Annotated in this window: 18 protein-coding genes and 1 tRNA gene; 10 read left to right on the top strand and 9 right to left on the bottom strand. The window is 39.5% G+C overall.

The window, feature by feature from the left end; all coding sequences use genetic code 11:
* Positions 1-160 precede the first annotated feature (160 nt).
* Entirely contained in the window at positions 161-1330 is a 1170-nt protein-coding gene (locus tag QNN06_RS09590) for a pyridoxal-phosphate-dependent aminotransferase family protein (protein ID WP_213116574.1), read from the top strand.
* Positions 1331-1442: 112 nt separating this feature from the next.
* On the opposite strand, the gene QNN06_RS09585 is transcribed toward QNN06_RS09590, so the two are convergent.
* Together QNN06_RS09585 and QNN06_RS09580 are read right to left on the bottom strand one after the other, a co-directional pair.
* The gene (locus QNN06_RS09585) at positions 1443-2369 is read right to left on the bottom strand and encodes an aldo/keto reductase (RefSeq protein WP_213116575.1); all 927 of its coding nucleotides are present in this window, start codon (positions 2367-2369) and stop codon (positions 1443-1445) included.
* A 152-nt stretch (positions 2370-2521) separates the two neighbouring features.
* The gene (locus QNN06_RS09580) at positions 2522-3715 is read right to left on the bottom strand and encodes an iron-containing alcohol dehydrogenase (protein ID WP_213116576.1); all 1194 of its coding nucleotides are present in this window, start codon (positions 3713-3715) and stop codon (positions 2522-2524) included.
* Positions 3716-3967: 252 nt separating this feature from the next.
* Between QNN06_RS09580 and QNN06_RS09575 the strand changes: the two genes are divergently transcribed.
* Positions 3968-4444, top strand: coding sequence for a hypothetical protein (locus QNN06_RS09575; RefSeq protein WP_213116577.1), 477 nt, complete (start codon positions 3968-3970; stop codon positions 4442-4444).
* Positions 4445-4890: 446 nt separating this feature from the next.
* On the opposite strand, the gene QNN06_RS09570 is transcribed toward QNN06_RS09575, so the two are convergent.
* Positions 4891-5184, bottom strand: a complete 294-nt coding sequence (locus QNN06_RS09570; RefSeq protein WP_213116578.1) for a hypothetical protein — start codon at positions 5182-5184, stop codon at positions 4891-4893.
* 466 nt (positions 5185-5650) lie between these two features.
* Between QNN06_RS09570 and QNN06_RS09565 the strand changes: the two genes are divergently transcribed.
* The 3 genes from QNN06_RS09565 (at position 5651) to QNN06_RS09555 (ending at position 8506) form a co-directional block, all read left to right on the top strand.
* Positions 5651-6118 carry a DUF1259 domain-containing protein gene (locus tag QNN06_RS09565; protein WP_284037502.1) on the top strand — a complete coding sequence of 156 codons (468 nt, stop codon included), beginning with the start codon at positions 5651-5653 and terminating at the stop codon, positions 6116-6118.
* Between the two features lie 800 nt (positions 6119-6918).
* Positions 6919-7797, top strand: a complete 879-nt coding sequence (locus QNN06_RS09560) for a cation diffusion facilitator family transporter (RefSeq protein WP_213116579.1) — start codon at positions 6919-6921, stop codon at positions 7795-7797.
* A gap of 190 nt (positions 7798-7987) precedes the next feature.
* Complete coding sequence (locus QNN06_RS09555) at positions 7988-8506, top strand: tyrosine-type recombinase/integrase (protein WP_261363768.1); 519 nt, start codon at positions 7988-7990, stop codon at positions 8504-8506.
* A gap of 4 nt (positions 8507-8510) precedes the next feature.
* On the opposite strand, the gene QNN06_RS09550 is transcribed toward QNN06_RS09555, so the two are convergent.
* Positions 8511-8583: transfer RNA gene (locus QNN06_RS09550), tRNA-Val, on the bottom strand.
* Between the two features lie 155 nt (positions 8584-8738).
* Here QNN06_RS09550 and QNN06_RS09545 point away from each other — a divergent pair.
* The 5 genes from QNN06_RS09545 to QNN06_RS09525 all read left to right on the top strand — a co-directional run bounded on the left by QNN06_RS09545 (position 8739) and on the right by QNN06_RS09525 (position 13304).
* Positions 8739-8963: a hypothetical protein gene (locus tag QNN06_RS09545; RefSeq protein WP_213116580.1), complete on the top strand. Its 225-nt coding sequence runs from the start codon at positions 8739-8741 to the stop codon at positions 8961-8963.
* Positions 8964-9067: 104 nt separating this feature from the next.
* Positions 9068-9790, top strand: a complete 723-nt coding sequence (locus QNN06_RS09540) for an alpha/beta hydrolase (protein WP_213116581.1) — start codon at positions 9068-9070, stop codon at positions 9788-9790.
* 129 nt (positions 9791-9919) lie between these two features.
* Complete coding sequence (locus QNN06_RS09535) at positions 9920-10432, top strand: YjcG family protein (RefSeq protein ID WP_284037501.1); 513 nt, start codon at positions 9920-9922, stop codon at positions 10430-10432.
* A gap of 6 nt (positions 10433-10438) precedes the next feature.
* Complete coding sequence (locus QNN06_RS09530) at positions 10439-10861, top strand: GNAT family N-acetyltransferase (protein ID WP_213116583.1); 423 nt, start codon at positions 10439-10441, stop codon at positions 10859-10861.
* 127 nt (positions 10862-10988) lie between these two features.
* Positions 10989-13304 carry an ATP-dependent helicase gene (locus QNN06_RS09525; protein ID WP_284037500.1) on the top strand — a complete coding sequence of 772 codons (2316 nt, stop codon included), beginning with the start codon at positions 10989-10991 and terminating at the stop codon, positions 13302-13304.
* Positions 13305-13322: 18 nt separating this feature from the next.
* On the opposite strand, the gene spoVIF is transcribed toward QNN06_RS09525, so the two are convergent.
* The 5 genes from spoVIF to spoVAC all read right to left on the bottom strand — a co-directional run bounded on the left by spoVIF (position 13323) and on the right by spoVAC (position 15789).
* On the bottom strand, positions 13323-13577 hold the full coding sequence (gene spoVIF / locus QNN06_RS09520; RefSeq protein WP_213116926.1) for a sporulation-specific transcription regulator SpoVIF: 255 nt from the start codon (positions 13575-13577) through the stop codon (positions 13323-13325).
* Positions 13578-13694: 117 nt separating this feature from the next.
* Entirely contained in the window at positions 13695-13814 is a 120-nt protein-coding gene (locus QNN06_RS09515; protein ID WP_213116585.1) for a YjcZ family sporulation protein, read from the bottom strand.
* A 108-nt stretch (positions 13815-13922) separates the two neighbouring features.
* Complete coding sequence (gene spoVAE / locus QNN06_RS09510) at positions 13923-14279, bottom strand: stage V sporulation protein AE (RefSeq protein WP_213116586.1); 357 nt, start codon at positions 14277-14279, stop codon at positions 13923-13925.
* Positions 14280-14292: 13 nt separating this feature from the next.
* On the bottom strand, positions 14293-15309 hold the full coding sequence (gene spoVAD / locus QNN06_RS09505; RefSeq protein ID WP_213116587.1) for a stage V sporulation protein AD: 1017 nt from the start codon (positions 15307-15309) through the stop codon (positions 14293-14295).
* Positions 15310-15789, bottom strand: a complete 480-nt coding sequence (gene spoVAC, locus QNN06_RS09500) for a stage V sporulation protein AC (protein ID WP_213116588.1) — start codon at positions 15787-15789, stop codon at positions 15310-15312. It lies immediately after the preceding gene.
* Between the last annotated feature and the right edge of the window lie 8 nt (positions 15790-15797).

The raw sequence follows: 15797 nt of genomic DNA, 5'->3' as shown, positions 1-15797 counted from the left end.
ATGTTGGTTTATTTTTCATTTAAATGAAAACTCGTCGATTGGCGAATCCGTTAGGACGGTTCATGAGGCGCAGTTGAATTTATGCGTTAAGAAAGTATAAAATTCGGAAAATTTTACACTTTCTTTTTAGCAAAAAAAGTCTATTTAGGAGGAACGAAAAATGCGTAACGAAGAGATGCTGCTTATCCCCGGCCCGACACCTGTCGTTGATTCCATTTATGATGCGCTGGCACAGGAAACCCGGGGTCATACTGATCCAAGATTTGTGAAAATATTTAAGAGTGCTATTGAAAAAACAAGAGAGATGTTTAAAACAGACGGGGAAGTCTTTGTAGTTTCCGGGTCCGGAACCCTTGCGATGGAAATGGCCATTGTAAATACAGTGGCTGGAGGAGAGAAATTACTGGTCATCAGTCAAGGCTATTTTGGCGACCGCTTTATTCATTTAGGAAAGGCGTTTGGAATTGAGGTTGACGTCATTCAGTCAGAATGGGGCAGTCAGGTTCAGACAAAGGATGTAGAAGAAAAATTAACTGCCGGGAATTACAAAGCGGTTACCATTACCCATGCCGATACTTCAACAGGTGTCGCCGCAAACTTGGATGCACTTGTTCCCGTAATTAAAAAACACGGGGGACTGGTTATTCTGGATGGTGTTTGTGCCACTGCTGCGATGGAAGAAGACATGAGTAAGACATACGGCCATCCGGATTATAAAATCGATGTTGTGTTAACAGGATCGCAGAAAGCAATCGGTGTTCCTCCAGGACTGGCAGTTGTCGCCTTTAACCAATCGGCATTGGCCGCACGTGAAAAAATCGGGCGTGTACCAGCCTACTATTGTGACATTCATAATTGGATCCCAATTATGAATGATCCTGGCAAATACTTTGCAACACCGCCGGTTAACCTTATTTACGCCTACGACGAGGGAATGAAATTGGTGCTTGCCGAAGGGATGGAAAATCGCTATAAACGTCACAAAGCTTACGGACGAGCAGTCCGGACCGCTCTCGTCGAATACGGCATGAAGGCAATAGCCAATGAGGATGTAGCTGCCGCTACTCTTAGCTGTATTCTGTACCCAGAAGGCTTGAACGATGCCGCCTTCCGCGCTGCCCTTGCCGAAAAAGGTGTCATTGTCGCCGGTGCGCTTGCGCATTTAGCAGGAAAGGCATTCCGAATCGGCCATATGGGCAACACCACAAATGAAATGCTTGAGAAAGCAGTTGTTTTAATCGGGGAAACGATGAAGGAAATGGGCTTTTCAGTAAACCCGGAAAAGGCAGCTGTAATTTTCCAGCAGTGCCTATCGCCATTGAAAATGTAATAGAGAAAGACCTGTCCCAAAGTAAGGGCAGGTCTTTTTAGCTTAGCTTATTTCCGCTTAATGATAAAGCATTGAAAGACATATAAAAAGTTGGATTTATTCTAATTATAAATTAAGGCACAATATTCCCCGCAGCTTTATAAATTTGATACCATTCTTCTCTTGTTAATTTGATTTCAGACCCTTTGCAGGCATCTTTTAATCGTCCCGGATTGGTCGTTCCGAGTACGACTTGGATGTTGGCCGGATGGCGAGTAATCCAAGCAACCGCAATTGCAGTGTTGGTTACACTGTATTTTTCAGCAATTCCGTCAATAGTTTTGTTCAATTCAGGAAAACGTTCCAAATCCCCAAGGAATGAACCTTCAAAAAAGCCGTGCTGAAATGGGGACCATGCTTGAATGGTTAAATCGTTCAAACGGCAGTATTCTAAAATGCTGCTATCACGATTAATAGCCTGGTCAATTTTCATATTTAATGAAATTCCGGAGTCAATCATCGGAGTATGGGCTATGCTAAACTGGAGCTGGTTAATCACTAGTTTAAAAGGTATGTATTTTTGCAGCAGTTCAATTTGGGACGGATTGTGGTTCGACACACCAAAATATTTTACCTTTCCGCTTGTATGAAGCTGTTCAAAAGCTTCAGCAACTTCCTCAGGCTCCATTAGCGGGTCAGGGCGATGCAGGAGGAGAATATCAAGATAGTCCGTTTTTAAACGTTTTAAGATACCTTCAACAGAATTCAGGATATGATCCTTTGAAAAATCAAAAATGCCCTCCGGCAAACGGATCCCGCATTTGCTCTGCAAAATCATGTTTTCACGAATTCTGGAATTCATTTGAATGGCGTCAGAAAATATTTCTTCGCATTTACCTCTTCCGTAAATATCGGCATGGTCAAAGAAATTGATCCCTTCTTCCAAAGCCGTACGGATTAACTTTTCTGCCTCTGGTACCGATAACGAGGTTAACCGCATATTGCCCATAATCATGTTAGAAGTTTTTAAATCGGTATTGGCAATGTTTATATATTCCACACTCTATTCCTTCTTTCATTGTCTTTTCCTTCTTATATATTAAATGAAAACTCGCCAATTGGCGAGGCCGTTAGGACGGTTCATGAGGCGTAGTTGAATTTCTTATTAGCTAAAAAAGCCATTGCAAAAAACAATGGCTTTTAATGAAGCATTCATACTATTTCTTTAATCGAGAAATCATATTCATAACATATACGGTATAATTGTTCAATTTCTTGCTGTGTGGGGACTTTTGGATTATTGGCTGGACTGCCGCTATCTAATGCATCCTTGGCCATTTTACTGATGGTGCCGGTAAATTTATGTCTGTCAATTCCCCACTCCATTAAATTCGGTATTTTTAAAGCAGAACATAGCTGTTTGACCGATTCCACTGCAAATTTCGCCCTTTCTTCTTTAGAACGATTGGAATGATTGGGGTCAAAGATATCCCCTAAATCGGATAGCCTGTCAATACAGGAATCCATACTAAATTCAAGTACAGCCGGAAGCAGCATGGCATTGGAATACCCATGCGGAACATGAAACAGCGCCCCAATCGGCCTCGACATTCCATGTACGAGACATACAGACGCATTGGAAAACGCCATTCCTGCCTGAAGGGCTCCGAGCGACATGGCTTCCCTTGCTTCAAGGTTTTCTCCATTCGTATAAGCTTGATAAAGATTTCGGACAATGAGTTTCATGGCTGATAATGCCAGCGTATCTGTCATAGGATTCGCTTTTTTGGAAAGATATGCTTCAATGGCATGGCTTAATGCATCCACGCCTGTTGCGGCGGTTACATGCTGCGGGGAGGAAACGGTTAAAAGCGGATCGACTATGGCTACTGTTGGCATGAGCGCGGGCTGTTTGACCATAATTTTTACATTAGTGGAGGTGTCGGTAATGACAGTGACATCAGTTGATTCTGAGCCTGTCCCTGCAGTGGTAGGTATCGCTATATGTGGGATTGGTTTCTCTCCGGCAATTTTTGCACTGCCCGCATAGTCTCCAATATCTCCTCCGTTTGTTTCTAATACAGCAACTGCTTTGGCGGTATCGATACAACTGCCGCCGCCAATAGATATAAGTAAATTACACTTTTCCAAACTGAACTGCTCATGTGCTTCAGAAACATAATTGACTGTCGGTTCAGAGTCCACGCCTAGAAATACATGGCTTTGAACACCATGATTTGCTAATAACTGTATACATTTATCAACAAACCCAAGGTGATTCATGACTTTGTCTGAAATAATTAACGCTCTATCCCCTAATCCTGCTGCTTCCTCTCCTACTCGATTAAATGCCTGTTTTCCATAAACGATACTTTGCGGAGCCCTAAAATAAGCAATATCCCCCATCAAAAAATCCTCCTTTCTATGTAAACGATTACATCATAACAAAAGGAGAAAAAGAATTGTGTTGAAACTTGTTATATTCATTCAATTTTTTTAAAACCTTTTAGCCTAAGCACCAATAAAAAATTATTGAACCGTACCAAATTGTCTGTCATATTCCATGATAATCCGGGACAAACTGATTAGTACGATATATGTTTACTTTAAAAATAAGCATTTAGTCCTAAAGACATATCCTTGGAAGGGGAAGTTGGCTTGTCAAATCCAATTGAAAAGTTATTTTGGAGCATTGCCCTTCCAGGGTTTGGGCAATTATTAAATAAAAAATATCTTAAAGGTCTCTTGTTTGTTTTTTTAGAAATTCTGGTGAATACACAAGCAAATTTCAATACCATCATCATGCTAAGCTTTCATGGAGAGATTGAAAAGGCAATTGCTTTAACTGATTATCAGTGGCTGATGTTTTATCCTTGCTTATATTTCTTTGCGATGTGGGATGCGTATAAGGATGGAGGCGGAGGCAGTGAAAGATATTCCTTTCTTCCCTTCGTATTTGCCGCTTATTTTGTCACGGTCGGCTGTATTTATTCCTCGAAATTAAAAATCTTTGGTGTCCTGTTTGGACCAGTCTGGCTGCCGATGTTGTTTGTCATACCCGGGGTCGCGGCAGGGTTTATTATAAAAGCTATAATAAAAAAATTCGCTGAGCCAAAAAAGCAGGCTTTTGATTAAAGTTTGCTTTTTTAATATTTATTTTTCCATCATATCCAAGACAAAATAAAAATCCTAACATCTGCAAATGTTAGGATTAATTGAAATTCAAGTAGGGTGTAATTAAATTATTATTAGCTCTATACTCCTTTTGTAATACTTAAATCAAACAAGGGAAATATTAGGATACTCATCATATGTTTTATTATCCCCTTAAATCGCGAAGTAAAAAAAAAGCGTTTTAAGGCGCTTCAATTAAAAGAAACTTCTCCATGTCCTATATTATGCATATGAAAAATTTATGTATTTGCTTTTACAGTAGAAAATGAAGATGCTCTCTTTCGCATTAACGATCTAAGAAAAATACCTGCACATGTGCGTTTTCTTTTAATCGTTATTTTCAAGCTTTATTATAAAAGGATGAAGCTAAAAAACTCCATCCCATAACCAAATGTTAAAAACTTTCATCAAAATTCTCTACGTCTACGTCTCTCTTCTTCAACATCAATATCAATGTTTTGATCCAGGTCCAGGTCGTTTTCTTGTTCTTGATCAGTATTAGCTTTCGCATTACTTCTGCTGTTTAAACGAACATCTACTCTTGAATTACCTGAGTTAGTTATTATTGCACGAGCCTCATTGGTATTTTTATCTACATTACGTACCTCTGCTTCAGCCTCTGATTCACTTCGATTTCTTAATCGATTATCGATATCTGTATCCACATCAACATTTGTATTATTATTACGCCTTCTGTTCATTCAAAATTCCTCCTTAATTTTGTACTTTCAAAAATATGATATTCTTTATGAATAAAAAAGCTTGGTCACATGTCCTAGCACAACTACCCGTTTTAGTAGAACGAGATTCTTTCCAATCCGTATACCGTATTCTTTTCGTGTTGCGTTGAAATATATGGTTAAAAGCCCCATGCTACTCATATTTCACGTTTTTGCTTGGGGTTCGTGATTTTTATCGTGGAAAAGCGGCTGCATAAATAATACCCATTAAAGTTTATGGAAACACTTCTGCCGCTGCATTCCTAATAGGATATACCATTGGAAAGCGCCTATTACGTGATTAGAGGTATTGAAATAAATATTACAAGTTATCAATTAATATAATAATAGTAAAAAAGTCTTTTTAACCATAGTCATGTATCTATTCCTTTCCACAATCACAGAATGTGCTGTTTAATGAGTAGGTCGGACAAGGAGATGGTTTTAAGTGAGTAGAAGAGAAATTGATAACTTTGGTAATCAAAATATCTTTAGAGGTTCAGATGAAAGATCAAGTTTTGATTTACTAGAATCGGGTTCATACTCATCTAGGCATCATTCAGGAAAACGAAAGACAAATGTTGCTCATCGGGATGTTATGGGCATAAGTGCCTCAAAGTGCCAACAACTTGCAGATATTATCGGTGGAGAGGTTATCTCATCCACTCCTGTGTGTACTATAATGCGTCTTAGAGATGATATTAAAGCAACTATTTTAGGTCTTCCCACCCGTTCCCCACTAGCACTGCCATTTATGTTAACCTTTGAAAATAATAGTCTTAACCTGGGTGAAACTGTACTCCGCCAAAAAGAAGTGAATCCAATGCTAACTGCTTTACGAAGAAGAGGACTTATTGTTACAGCTTTTCACAACCACTGGCTTTTTGAAAAACCACGGTTAATGTATATGCATTAGGAAAATGTAGGAATGGATCCGTTTGAATTTGCTAGAATCAGTTTTGCCGCCGCAAGAGAAGCAGGCCTTTTCCAAAGCTGAAAGTTGACTACACCCCCCCTTAAAATATCCTTTGCTAAACCATTTTGCTTCTGAGCCTTAATGTCTCCTTTTTTACGTTGTCCATTATTATTGCGGCATGTCTAAGAGGGGCTTCTTTATTAACTTCGCATTTTGTATCAATACAAAATAGACTTTTGCCCAAACTACTTCATAAGAATTTCATAAAATAATTATGCTCAAGGGGAAACTTTCCGTCTATTCGTTGAAGCGTCTTAGGACGCTTCTTTTTTTTCGGATTTTGTGTCTAATTAGACATAAATGAGAGATTGATTTTCATCTTTCTTATTCCACTAACCTCCGTTAATTGAAGAACAAAAAAAGATGGGGGCTTTCCTGCAATCCCATCTTTAAGTAAAAGACCTTATTTATTAGCTATTTAAAGAACAATCATTAAAGTAAGACGTTCTCTTTTGGAGTACCTGCATTGGATATTCCAAATAATAAAAAATATAAAAGCAGTGCAATTTGTAAGTGAATTCGCACTGCTTTTCGCATTCTCCAAAACAAATAGTTGACGAAATCAGTAGAACTTTATATTACTGCCAACTTTAAATAAGGGAAAAACATTATTGACTTTTTCCCTTGTGCAACTTAATTGCATGTCCCTTATTAATATAAAACAATGCAAAAAGATTGCTCTAGACCCACCTATATTTTAGCTGTTATCATTGTGAAGGGCTTTGTGGGGAGGAACTGAAATGGAGCAGGAAAAGTATAATGACCTTAAATTAGGTGAACGTGGAGCCATCATTAGTATTATTGCATATATATGTCTTTCATTCTTAAAACTAGTTATTGGATATATAAGTGATTCCGATGCTTTGAAAGCCGATGGTCTAAACAATACAACTGATATTATCGCATCTATTACTGTACTCATTGGACTCAAGATTTCGCAAAGACCCCCCGATAAAAACCATCGATATGGACATTGGAAGAGCGAAACAATTGCGTCAATGGTCGCTTCATTTATTATGGCTGCGGTCGGTATTCAAGTATTAATTGAGGCGAGTACCTCTATGTTTCAAGGAACAAAAGAATCACCGAATATTATGGCTGCGTATGTAGGTGTTTTTTCAGCGCTAGTCATGTATTTTGTTTATCGTTATAACAAGAAATTAGCTCTTAGGATAAATAGCAAATCTGTAATGGCTGCTGCAAAAGATAACATTTCCGATGCTTGGGTGAGTATAGGAACAGCAATAGGTATTTTGGGTTCACAATTAAAAATGCCTTGGCTGGATAGCATAACTGCAATTATTGTCGGATTATTAATATGTAAAACTGCTTGGGACATCTTTCGAGAATCATCACATGAACTTTCAGACGGTTTCAATGAAGATAAAATTAAGCTTTATCACGATGTCATTAAACAATTGGATGGCGTCAAAGGGGTAAAAGAAATTAAAGGAAGAAACTATGGAAATAATGAAGTAATAGATGTTGTGATTCTTGTTAATTCTACGCTAGGTATTAAAGAAGCTCACGATATAGCTTCCTATGTTGAAAAAGTCATGATGAAAGATTATGGTGTACTCGATGTTCATGTCCATGTAGAACCCAATTTAATTCGATAAAGATAAGTGAAAGTTCTTCTGTCAAAGAGGGACTTTTCTTTTGTGCTAAATACTAAGTATGTTGAACAACAAATATATACCCGAAAGTTGTTAGGTCTTTCTAACGATCAAAACTATTTTATTGTGCAAATAACGGGATTCTATCCAACGTAATATCTTTCGTTATATATTCTCTGTATAAGTAAACATCATGTCAGTCATCAAAACAGGCAATACCTGGGCCTTTAGAACCGATGTTGAACCCATTGGATTTAGTGATTCCTTCGCAAGCAGGCAGCTACATGAACCCAAGAAACTTATTAAGAAAGTTTCAGGCATTAATAAAAAAGCAAAGGTGCCAGCGATACCGTTTCATAATCTTAGGCACACTCATGCCACCATTCTGATGCGAATGGGTGAAAACCCGAAAGTGGTGAGTGAGCGATTAGGACATGCCAGAGTGGGAATTACACTGGACATTTACTCACATACAAGGAAGAAATGCAGAAGAAAACAGCCGAGCGCTTGGATACTTATTTTGGACACAATGGACAAAAATGAACAGAAAAGAATCAATGGAAGCCTTGCTGCACCTAGCCCTATCAGCTCTCTCGTACAGCGTTTGTGCAGTCATTGTGCAATGTATAAAAATACAGGGCAAAAATGGAAGACCCAAGAGACAAACAAAAAGCTCAAACCCTTGATACATAAGGATTTGAGCCTCGTTTAGATGATGACCTGTGAGGGGTTCGAACCCCCGACCTCAACCCTGTCAAGGTTGCGCTCTCCCAGCTGAGCTAACAGATCGATATTTAAGCTACAAATATTATTATAGTAAAAAAAACAAAAAAGTCAATACAATTTTTTAATAAATATTCCTCCAAAGAACACACATTCCACTTTTTATTGATTATAGAACTAACGTTCGGTTATAATGATTTATAGAAAGGAGGAGTTTTAAAATGGATGGCCTGTTTATTCGTTCCATCGAAGAAAATATTCCTTTGGAGATGATTTATCTTGCCGAAAACCAGGAAATTACCCGGCGAAGATTAATAATTAAAGAGGTAACTGACGAATACATTCGCGCTTACTGCCTGCTGCGGAAACAAATCCGCACCTTTAAACGGGACAACATTCTTTCCATCATGCCTGATCAGCATAATAAAAGCCGTTACCTGCATTAATCCTCAACCTAGCCCCCTTATCCTTACACACATTTCTGCATTTCCACTTTCATTATGATAAAATTCTTTTTATAAAACAGTTGAACTCGGGGGGATTTTTCAATATGGATTATCCAAGAGGTACCATTAAAGAACAAACATTTTATAGCAATGAACTTGGAGAAGAAATGCAGCTGCTCATTTACCAACCAGCCAATTTCTCACCGCTATATAAATACTCGCTGCTGATTGCTCAGGATGGCCGTGATTATTTTCAGCTTGGCCGAATTGGTCGAGTGGCAGACGAGTATCTTTCTATAAAAGAAATGGAAAATTTAATTATTGTTGGGGTACCCTATAAGAATGTAAAGGACCGCCGCAGAAAATATCATCCTGCCGGGGACCAAAACCGGCAATACATACGCTTCCTTGCTCATGAATTAGTCCCCTTTTTGGACAGTGAATACCCAACGTACCAAGTTGGGACAACCAGAGCACTTATTGGGGACTCGCTGGGTGCAGCGGTTTCCTTAATGACTGCATTGCAATACCCGCATACGTTTGGGAAAGTGCTGCTTCAATCTCCCTATGTGGACGAGATTGTTTTAGAAGCTGCCAAGCATTATACAGAGCCGTTATCACTGGAAATTTATCATGTCATAGGAAAACTTGAAACTGAAGTGAAAACAACAGATGGAAAAATCAGCGATTTTCTGACACCCAATCGGGAGCTTTCAAAAGTCCTTTCCAAAAAGCCTTTTACTTATTTTTATGAAGAATTTAATGGAAATCACACTTGGACCTATTGGCAGCCAGACTTACGACGGGCCCTTAAAATGATGTTCTAGTAAGCCATTTGAATTATTTATTATATTTAGAAAATTTGTTATAATAAAAAGTACCCATTTCTACTCGCTATTTTCCTTGTCATTCCTTGACTTATGATAGAACCCACTACTTAAAACGGAGGTACTACCATGAAATTTGGAGTTGTTATTTTTCCATCGAAAAAGCTTCAAGACCTTGCAAATTCTTATCGCAAGCGCTATGATTCGCATTATGCTTTAATTACACCACATTTGACATTAAAAAATACCTTTGAAGCAACTGAGGAAGATGTTAAAGAATTTGCCGATAAACTGCGGAGAATTGCCGGCAATACGCAGCCTTTCACCATAAAAACTACTAAAGTTAGTTCTTTTCATCCGGTTAACAATGTTATTTACTTTAAAGTTGAGCCGACAGAAGAACTAACTTCCTTACATGCAGAAGTTAATAAAGAATTTAGCGAACAAAATCCGGAATACGCATTTGTTCCCCATATTACGATTGGCCAGAACCTTTCAAATGATGAGCACTCCGATGTTTACGGGTCGCTGCGTATGAAAAAAATTGACCACGAAGAAACGATTGACCGTTTCCATCTCCTCTACCAGCTGGATAACGGCTCTTGGACAGTTTCTGAAACATTTCGGTTTAGAAAGGAATAGTTCTAAGTGACAGTAAAAGTTGTTGAAAACCCAAAAGAACTCGAGGATGCCTATACAATAAGGAAGACAGTTTTTGTAGATGAGCAAAACGTCCCCCTTGACGAGGAAATTGATCAATTCGAAAAGGATGCCACTCATTTTGTGATGTACCATGAAGGCATCCCAGTAGGTGCCGGACGATTCCGCAATGTTGAGGGCTTTGGAAAGGTAGAACGAATTTGTGTCCTCAAAGAGGCTAGAAACATTGGTGCCGGTAAAGCCATTATGGAGACAATCGAGTCCCATGCCCGGGATAAAGACTTCCAAAAGCTAAAACTTAACGCTCAGACGCAGGCCATCCCCTTTTACGAAAAATTGGGCTACGAGGTAGTTTCAGAGGAATTCATGGATGCCGGAATTCCACACAAAACAATGGTAAAGAATTTATAGAAATATGCACTTGCCAATATTAAGGTTGGCAGGTGCTTTTTATTGGTATTCTTCAAAACTTCTTTCCCATCATTCCAGGTTTTGATATGATAGAACATGTCTTATTTCAAAATAGAGGGTTATAAAAATGAAAACAGCAGTTTATCGAAATCGGAATATTGTGATTGACGAGCTCAATCGTGAGGAATTCCAGTCTATTTACATCGCCGGCAAAAGAGGCGAATTATCATGTCCTACTTGTAAAGAAAAGGTGCAGCTGTATCTGGGAATCCTGAGTGACCCCCATTTTTTCCACCATTCTTTACCGGAAAAGAGGTGTCCGGTACCCGAAAGACTTGACACAGGACTACATCCACACACAGAAAATCACTATATTGAACGAAACGGGTTTAGAATTCCCCAGGGCAGAACCATTACAGAAGAAAATCCTGCTCCTGTAAAATTTAAAACAGCAAAACCTATCGAATATAAAGTTCCGTTTAAGCAAACACAGACAAATTCTCCAGAAAGCCTTCCCCCATATTTGCAACAGCTATCAGCAAATGGAGTTATTTTAGATGATAGTCAGACGAAAGCAGTAATAGATACGGAAGGCCCCTTATTAGTGCTTGCCGGTGCAGGAAGCGGCAAAACAAGAGTGCTGACTTGCCGGACAGCGTTCATGCTCGAGGCTAAACAAATCGATCCTCGAACCATCATGTTGGTTACATTCACCACCAAAGCAGCAGCTGAAATGAAAAATCGTCTTCTTTCTTATCCAAATATGAAGCGTGAAAAAATCCAGCAGCTCATAACCGGCACGTTCCACAGTATCTTTTACCGGATTCTCATGTTTCATGATGCCGCTAGTTGGACCTCTGACAAGCTATTAAAAAAAGAGTGGCAACGGGATAGAATATTGAAAGAGGTCGGTAAAGAACTCGATTTGTCCGAAAAGGAATTTGCTTATGATCTAGCACTGCAGCAGATTGGACTATGGAAAAATACGATGCTCCTTCCCGCAGAGGTCAGACCGACATCAGAATGGGAAGAAAAAACCGCAATTTTATATAAAAAATATGAGGATTACAAAAAGCGTGAAGGTTTGTTTGATTTTGATGACATGCTGATTGGCTGCTATTGGCTGTTGAAAACCACTCCTGCCATATTGGAGTATTATCAAGACCGATTTCATTATTTTTTAATCGATGAGTTCCAGGACATCAACAAAGTTCAATATGAATTGATTAAACTACTATCGAAAAAGCACCAAAATGTTTGTGCTGTTGGTGACGATGACCAGGCCATATACTCCTTCAGAGGAAGCGACCCAAATTTTCTGCTCGAATTCGAAATGGACTTCCATTCATCAAAGACATTAACTCTTGAACAAAATTACCGTTCTTCTCATGAGATTGTTTCAACCGCCAATCAAGTAATTTCTGCTAATAAATTGAGAAAAGCAAAAAAAATGCAGGCGCAATTTTCTAGCAGTGAAATGCCACATACTTTTTTCCCTTTTGACGAAGAGGAAGAAGCCACTATGATTGTCACTGATCTTTCTGAGCGGATTGCAAACGGAGCAACTCCCGCTGATTTTGCGATTTTGTATCGGACCAATGCTGCTTCAAGGGCAGTGTTTGAAAGGCTGGCAGGTTCGAACCTCCCTTTTAAAATCGACATGGACGCTGAAGCCTTTTATGACCGTTATATCGTCAGATGCGCCCTAGCCTTTTTAAAGGTCAGCTTAAATGAAGAAGACCCAAAAAGCATGACCGAAATTTTGCCATTATTATTTTTAAAACAATCAGCCCTTAAGGACATGAAAGCACTTAGTATCCTTCAGGACTGCAGTCTCCTTGAGGCACTGATGCATTTAAAAACATCCCATGCCTTTCAGGAAAAAAAATTAAAAAAGGCAGTTCCGCTAATTCGCGCCCTTAAAACCTTGACACCGGCAAAAGCGATTGAAAAGATTGAAAAGGAGATAGGCTTCCTGGATTTTCTTAAAAAACGCGGCAACGAAGCAAATCAAATCGAAAAAGGATCAGATGATTTGAAGGATTTAAAAGTGGCGGCGAAAAGCTTTGACACGATCGATGGTTTTTTAGAACATGCCGAACATATGGCAGCAATGAATAAAGAAATAAAAAATTTAAGCAAGCATTTTCGCGACGCTATCACCTTAAGCACCATTCACAGGGCTAAAGGACTTGAGTATAAATATGTATATTTGCTTGGCGCAGTCGACGGCAGCCTCCCGCACGAATACGCTTTGGAAACCAGTCGAAACGGTGACTTTTCCGGTCTCGAAGAAGAAAGAAGGCTGTTTTATGTTGCCATGACCCGGGCTCAAGAAGGTCTTTATTTATCTATTCCGGACAATCGAAGAGGAAAGAAAGTCAACCGTTCCAGATTTCTCGCACCACTTTTAAAATTAAGCAAAAAGGCCAAATTCCAATAAGGAAAGCGGCCTTTTTGCTTATTTCTTATTCATCATGTTTGAAATGGTATTGAAATCAAGACTTTTTCCATCTTTAATGATGGTGTTGCAAATCTGATCTTCTAATTCCCTGCTTATCGGCTTGTTTGCAAGCTGAGATACTTTGCGAATGACTCCACGGACTGTCTTTTCGTCTTTAAAGTTGGCATTCTGAAGAGAATTAGCCAAATCAAAAATATCTTTCATATTTACGCCAGTTTTTTTCTCTATATTTTTAAAGAAACCATTATCCATGATCAAAATTCACACTCCTTCATAAACTACTTTATTGTATGAAGGAATGAAAAAATGGTGAAAAAAGAAAAGGATAGCCTTTAATTGGCCATCCCTTTCCTGCTGTCCGTTTACCTATTAATAGAAGCTAGTACCTACAATGATCAATAGGATGAACAGAACTACAATTAGTACGAAGGTGCTGCCATAACCAAAGCCACCGCCGTAGCCGTAGCCGTAACCTCCACAACCCCACATCGATTCATTCACCTCTCTTTAGTAATCTCATTAATACAATATGAAATCACTTAAAAAAGTGTATAGGCACGAATAAGCTATTCATTCATTTAAGAAAAAAATCAGCATTTACCCTTTCGGCTTAAACACAAGTGCTCCGATAAATCCAAAAATAATCGCGGCTGATACACCAGAACTGGTCACCTGAAACATCCCGGTTAACACGCCTATCAGCCCATGGTTGTTGGCATCATCAAGCGCTCCGTGAACCAATGCATTTCCAAAGCTGGTTATCGGAATGGTCGCACCTGCTCCAGCAAAATTAATAAGTGGCTCATACAACCCAAATCCCGCCAAAATCGCCCCGGCTACAACCAATAAGCTTAATGTATGTCCTGGTGTAAGCTTGGCAACATCAAATAATAGCTGGCCAATGACACAAATCAATCCGCCTATGACAAAGGCCCAAAAAAACATCGCTAACATAATCGTCACCCCTTTAATTGTTCATTTCTATACCAACTGCGTGGGCAATACATGGAATCGATTCATTTTGTTGAAAGGTGAGCGGGGATAACAATGCACCGGTAGCAACAAGCAAAATCCGTCTGTATGTACCCTTTCTCATTTCATTCAGCAGATGTCCATACAACACTGTCGCCGAACATCCTGCTCCGCTTGCTCCGGATTGAACGGGCTGGTCATCCTTATAGATGAGGATCCCGCAATCCTGAAATTGATTTCTTTCAAGCTTAAGGCCGCTTTTATTAATTAATTCAAAAGCCGTGTCATGGCCGACTCTCCCCAAGTCGCCAGTAATAATTAGATCATAATAAGATGGATCAAGGTCAAGATCCCGAAAATGGGCCATAATCGTATCTGCTGCTGCAGGAGCCATCGCACCTCCCATATTGAACGGGTCTGTTAAACCCATATCAATTACCTTTCCAATGGTTGCAGATATTGTGACAGGGTTTTTCTTCCCCGGTTCGTTTGGCTGAATGATTCCCACACCAGCCCCTGTAACCGTCCATTGAGCCGTCGGAGGCTTTTGGCTGCCGTATTCTGTTGGATAGCGAAACTGTTTTTCAACCGCGGCATTGTGGCTAGATGCTCCGGTCACCACATTTTGTGCTCCATGATAATTGACAATAAATGAGGCTAGCGCTAAGCCTTCCATGGAAGTGGAACAGGCCCCAAATAACCCGAAATAGGGGATCTGCATAGTCCTTGCCGTAAAGCTAGTCGGCGTTATTTGATTAATTAAATCACCGGCAATTAAAAATTGAATTTTTTCTTTTTCAATATTTGCTTTATCCAGTGCGATTTTTATCGCTTCTTCAAGCAAGATTCGATGGGCTTTTTCATAGGACTCTTGGCCCATCCATAGGTCTTCATACAATAAATCGAAGTCATTTGCCAAATTTCCGTTAGCCTCAAAGGGGCCTCCTGTTACTCCAGTCGCCGATATCATCGGTTTATTTTGAAAGACCCATGATTGATGTCCTTTTAGCAATTACAATACCCCCCAAATACTTAAAACCGTTCTAATCAGCGCTACCACAAAGGCTGCAAATACACCAAAAAGAAGAACTGAGCCTGCAAGCTTAAACATATTGCCGCCGACTCCTAACACAAACCCCTCTGTGCGATGTTCAATGGCTGCAGAGATGACGGCATTGCCAAAACCAGTGACCGGCACCGCACTCCCTGCCCCGCCAAACTGCCCCAGCCGGTCATAAACACCGAAGCCGGTCAAAAGCATGGAGAAAAACACCATTGTTGCCACCGTTGGATTCCCGACACTTTGTTCCGTAAAATTAAAAAAGTAAATGTAAAAATAACTGATGGCCTGGCCGATTGCGCATATCAGTCCGCCAACAAAAAAAGCCCTGATACAATTTTTTAAAACTGGCCGTTTTTTTTCGTGCTTTTGCTGAAGCTGCTGGTATTTTTGCTGCTCGGGTGTCATATTTTTCTGTTTGCTCGCCATCATTAAATCCC

It is taken from the genome of Neobacillus sp. 114 (assembly GCF_030127045.1).
Lineage (GTDB): Bacteria > Bacillota > Bacilli > Bacillales > Cytobacillaceae > Neobacillus > Neobacillus rhizophilus.
This window is presented reverse-complemented; position numbering and strand designations above follow the sequence as displayed.

Coding starts and splice junctions, on each gene's coding strand:
- QNN06_RS09515 (WP_213116585.1), bottom strand. CDS start 13,814: ATGTGGGGTTGTGGAGGTTACGGCTACGGCTACGGCGGTGGCTTTGGT.
- QNN06_RS09555 (WP_261363768.1), top strand. CDS start 7,988: ATGTCAGTCATCAAAACAGGCAATACCTGGGCCTTTAGAACCGATGTT.
- QNN06_RS09570 (WP_213116578.1), bottom strand. CDS start 5,184: ATGAACAGAAGGCGTAATAATAATACAAATGTTGATGTGGATACAGAT.
- QNN06_RS09525 (WP_284037500.1), top strand. CDS start 10,989: ATGAAAACAGCAGTTTATCGAAATCGGAATATTGTGATTGACGAGCTC.
- spoVAC (WP_213116588.1), bottom strand. CDS start 15,789: ATGATGGCGAGCAAACAGAAAAATATGACACCCGAGCAGCAAAAATAC.
- QNN06_RS09560 (WP_213116579.1), top strand. CDS start 6,919: ATGGAGCAGGAAAAGTATAATGACCTTAAATTAGGTGAACGTGGAGCC.
- spoVAE (WP_213116586.1), bottom strand. CDS start 14,279: ATGTTAGCGATGTTTTTTTGGGCCTTTGTCATAGGCGGATTGATTTGT.
- QNN06_RS09540 (WP_213116581.1), top strand. CDS start 9,068: ATGGATTATCCAAGAGGTACCATTAAAGAACAAACATTTTATAGCAAT.
- QNN06_RS09590 (WP_213116574.1), top strand. CDS start 161: ATGCGTAACGAAGAGATGCTGCTTATCCCCGGCCCGACACCTGTCGTT.
- QNN06_RS09535 (WP_284037501.1), top strand. CDS start 9,920: ATGAAATTTGGAGTTGTTATTTTTCCATCGAAAAAGCTTCAAGACCTT.
- spoVIF (WP_213116926.1), bottom strand. CDS start 13,577: ATGGATAATGGTTTCTTTAAAAATATAGAGAAAAAAACTGGCGTAAAT.
- QNN06_RS09545 (WP_213116580.1), top strand. CDS start 8,739: ATGGATGGCCTGTTTATTCGTTCCATCGAAGAAAATATTCCTTTGGAG.
- QNN06_RS09580 (WP_213116576.1), bottom strand. CDS start 3,715: ATGGGGGATATTGCTTATTTTAGGGCTCCGCAAAGTATCGTTTATGGA.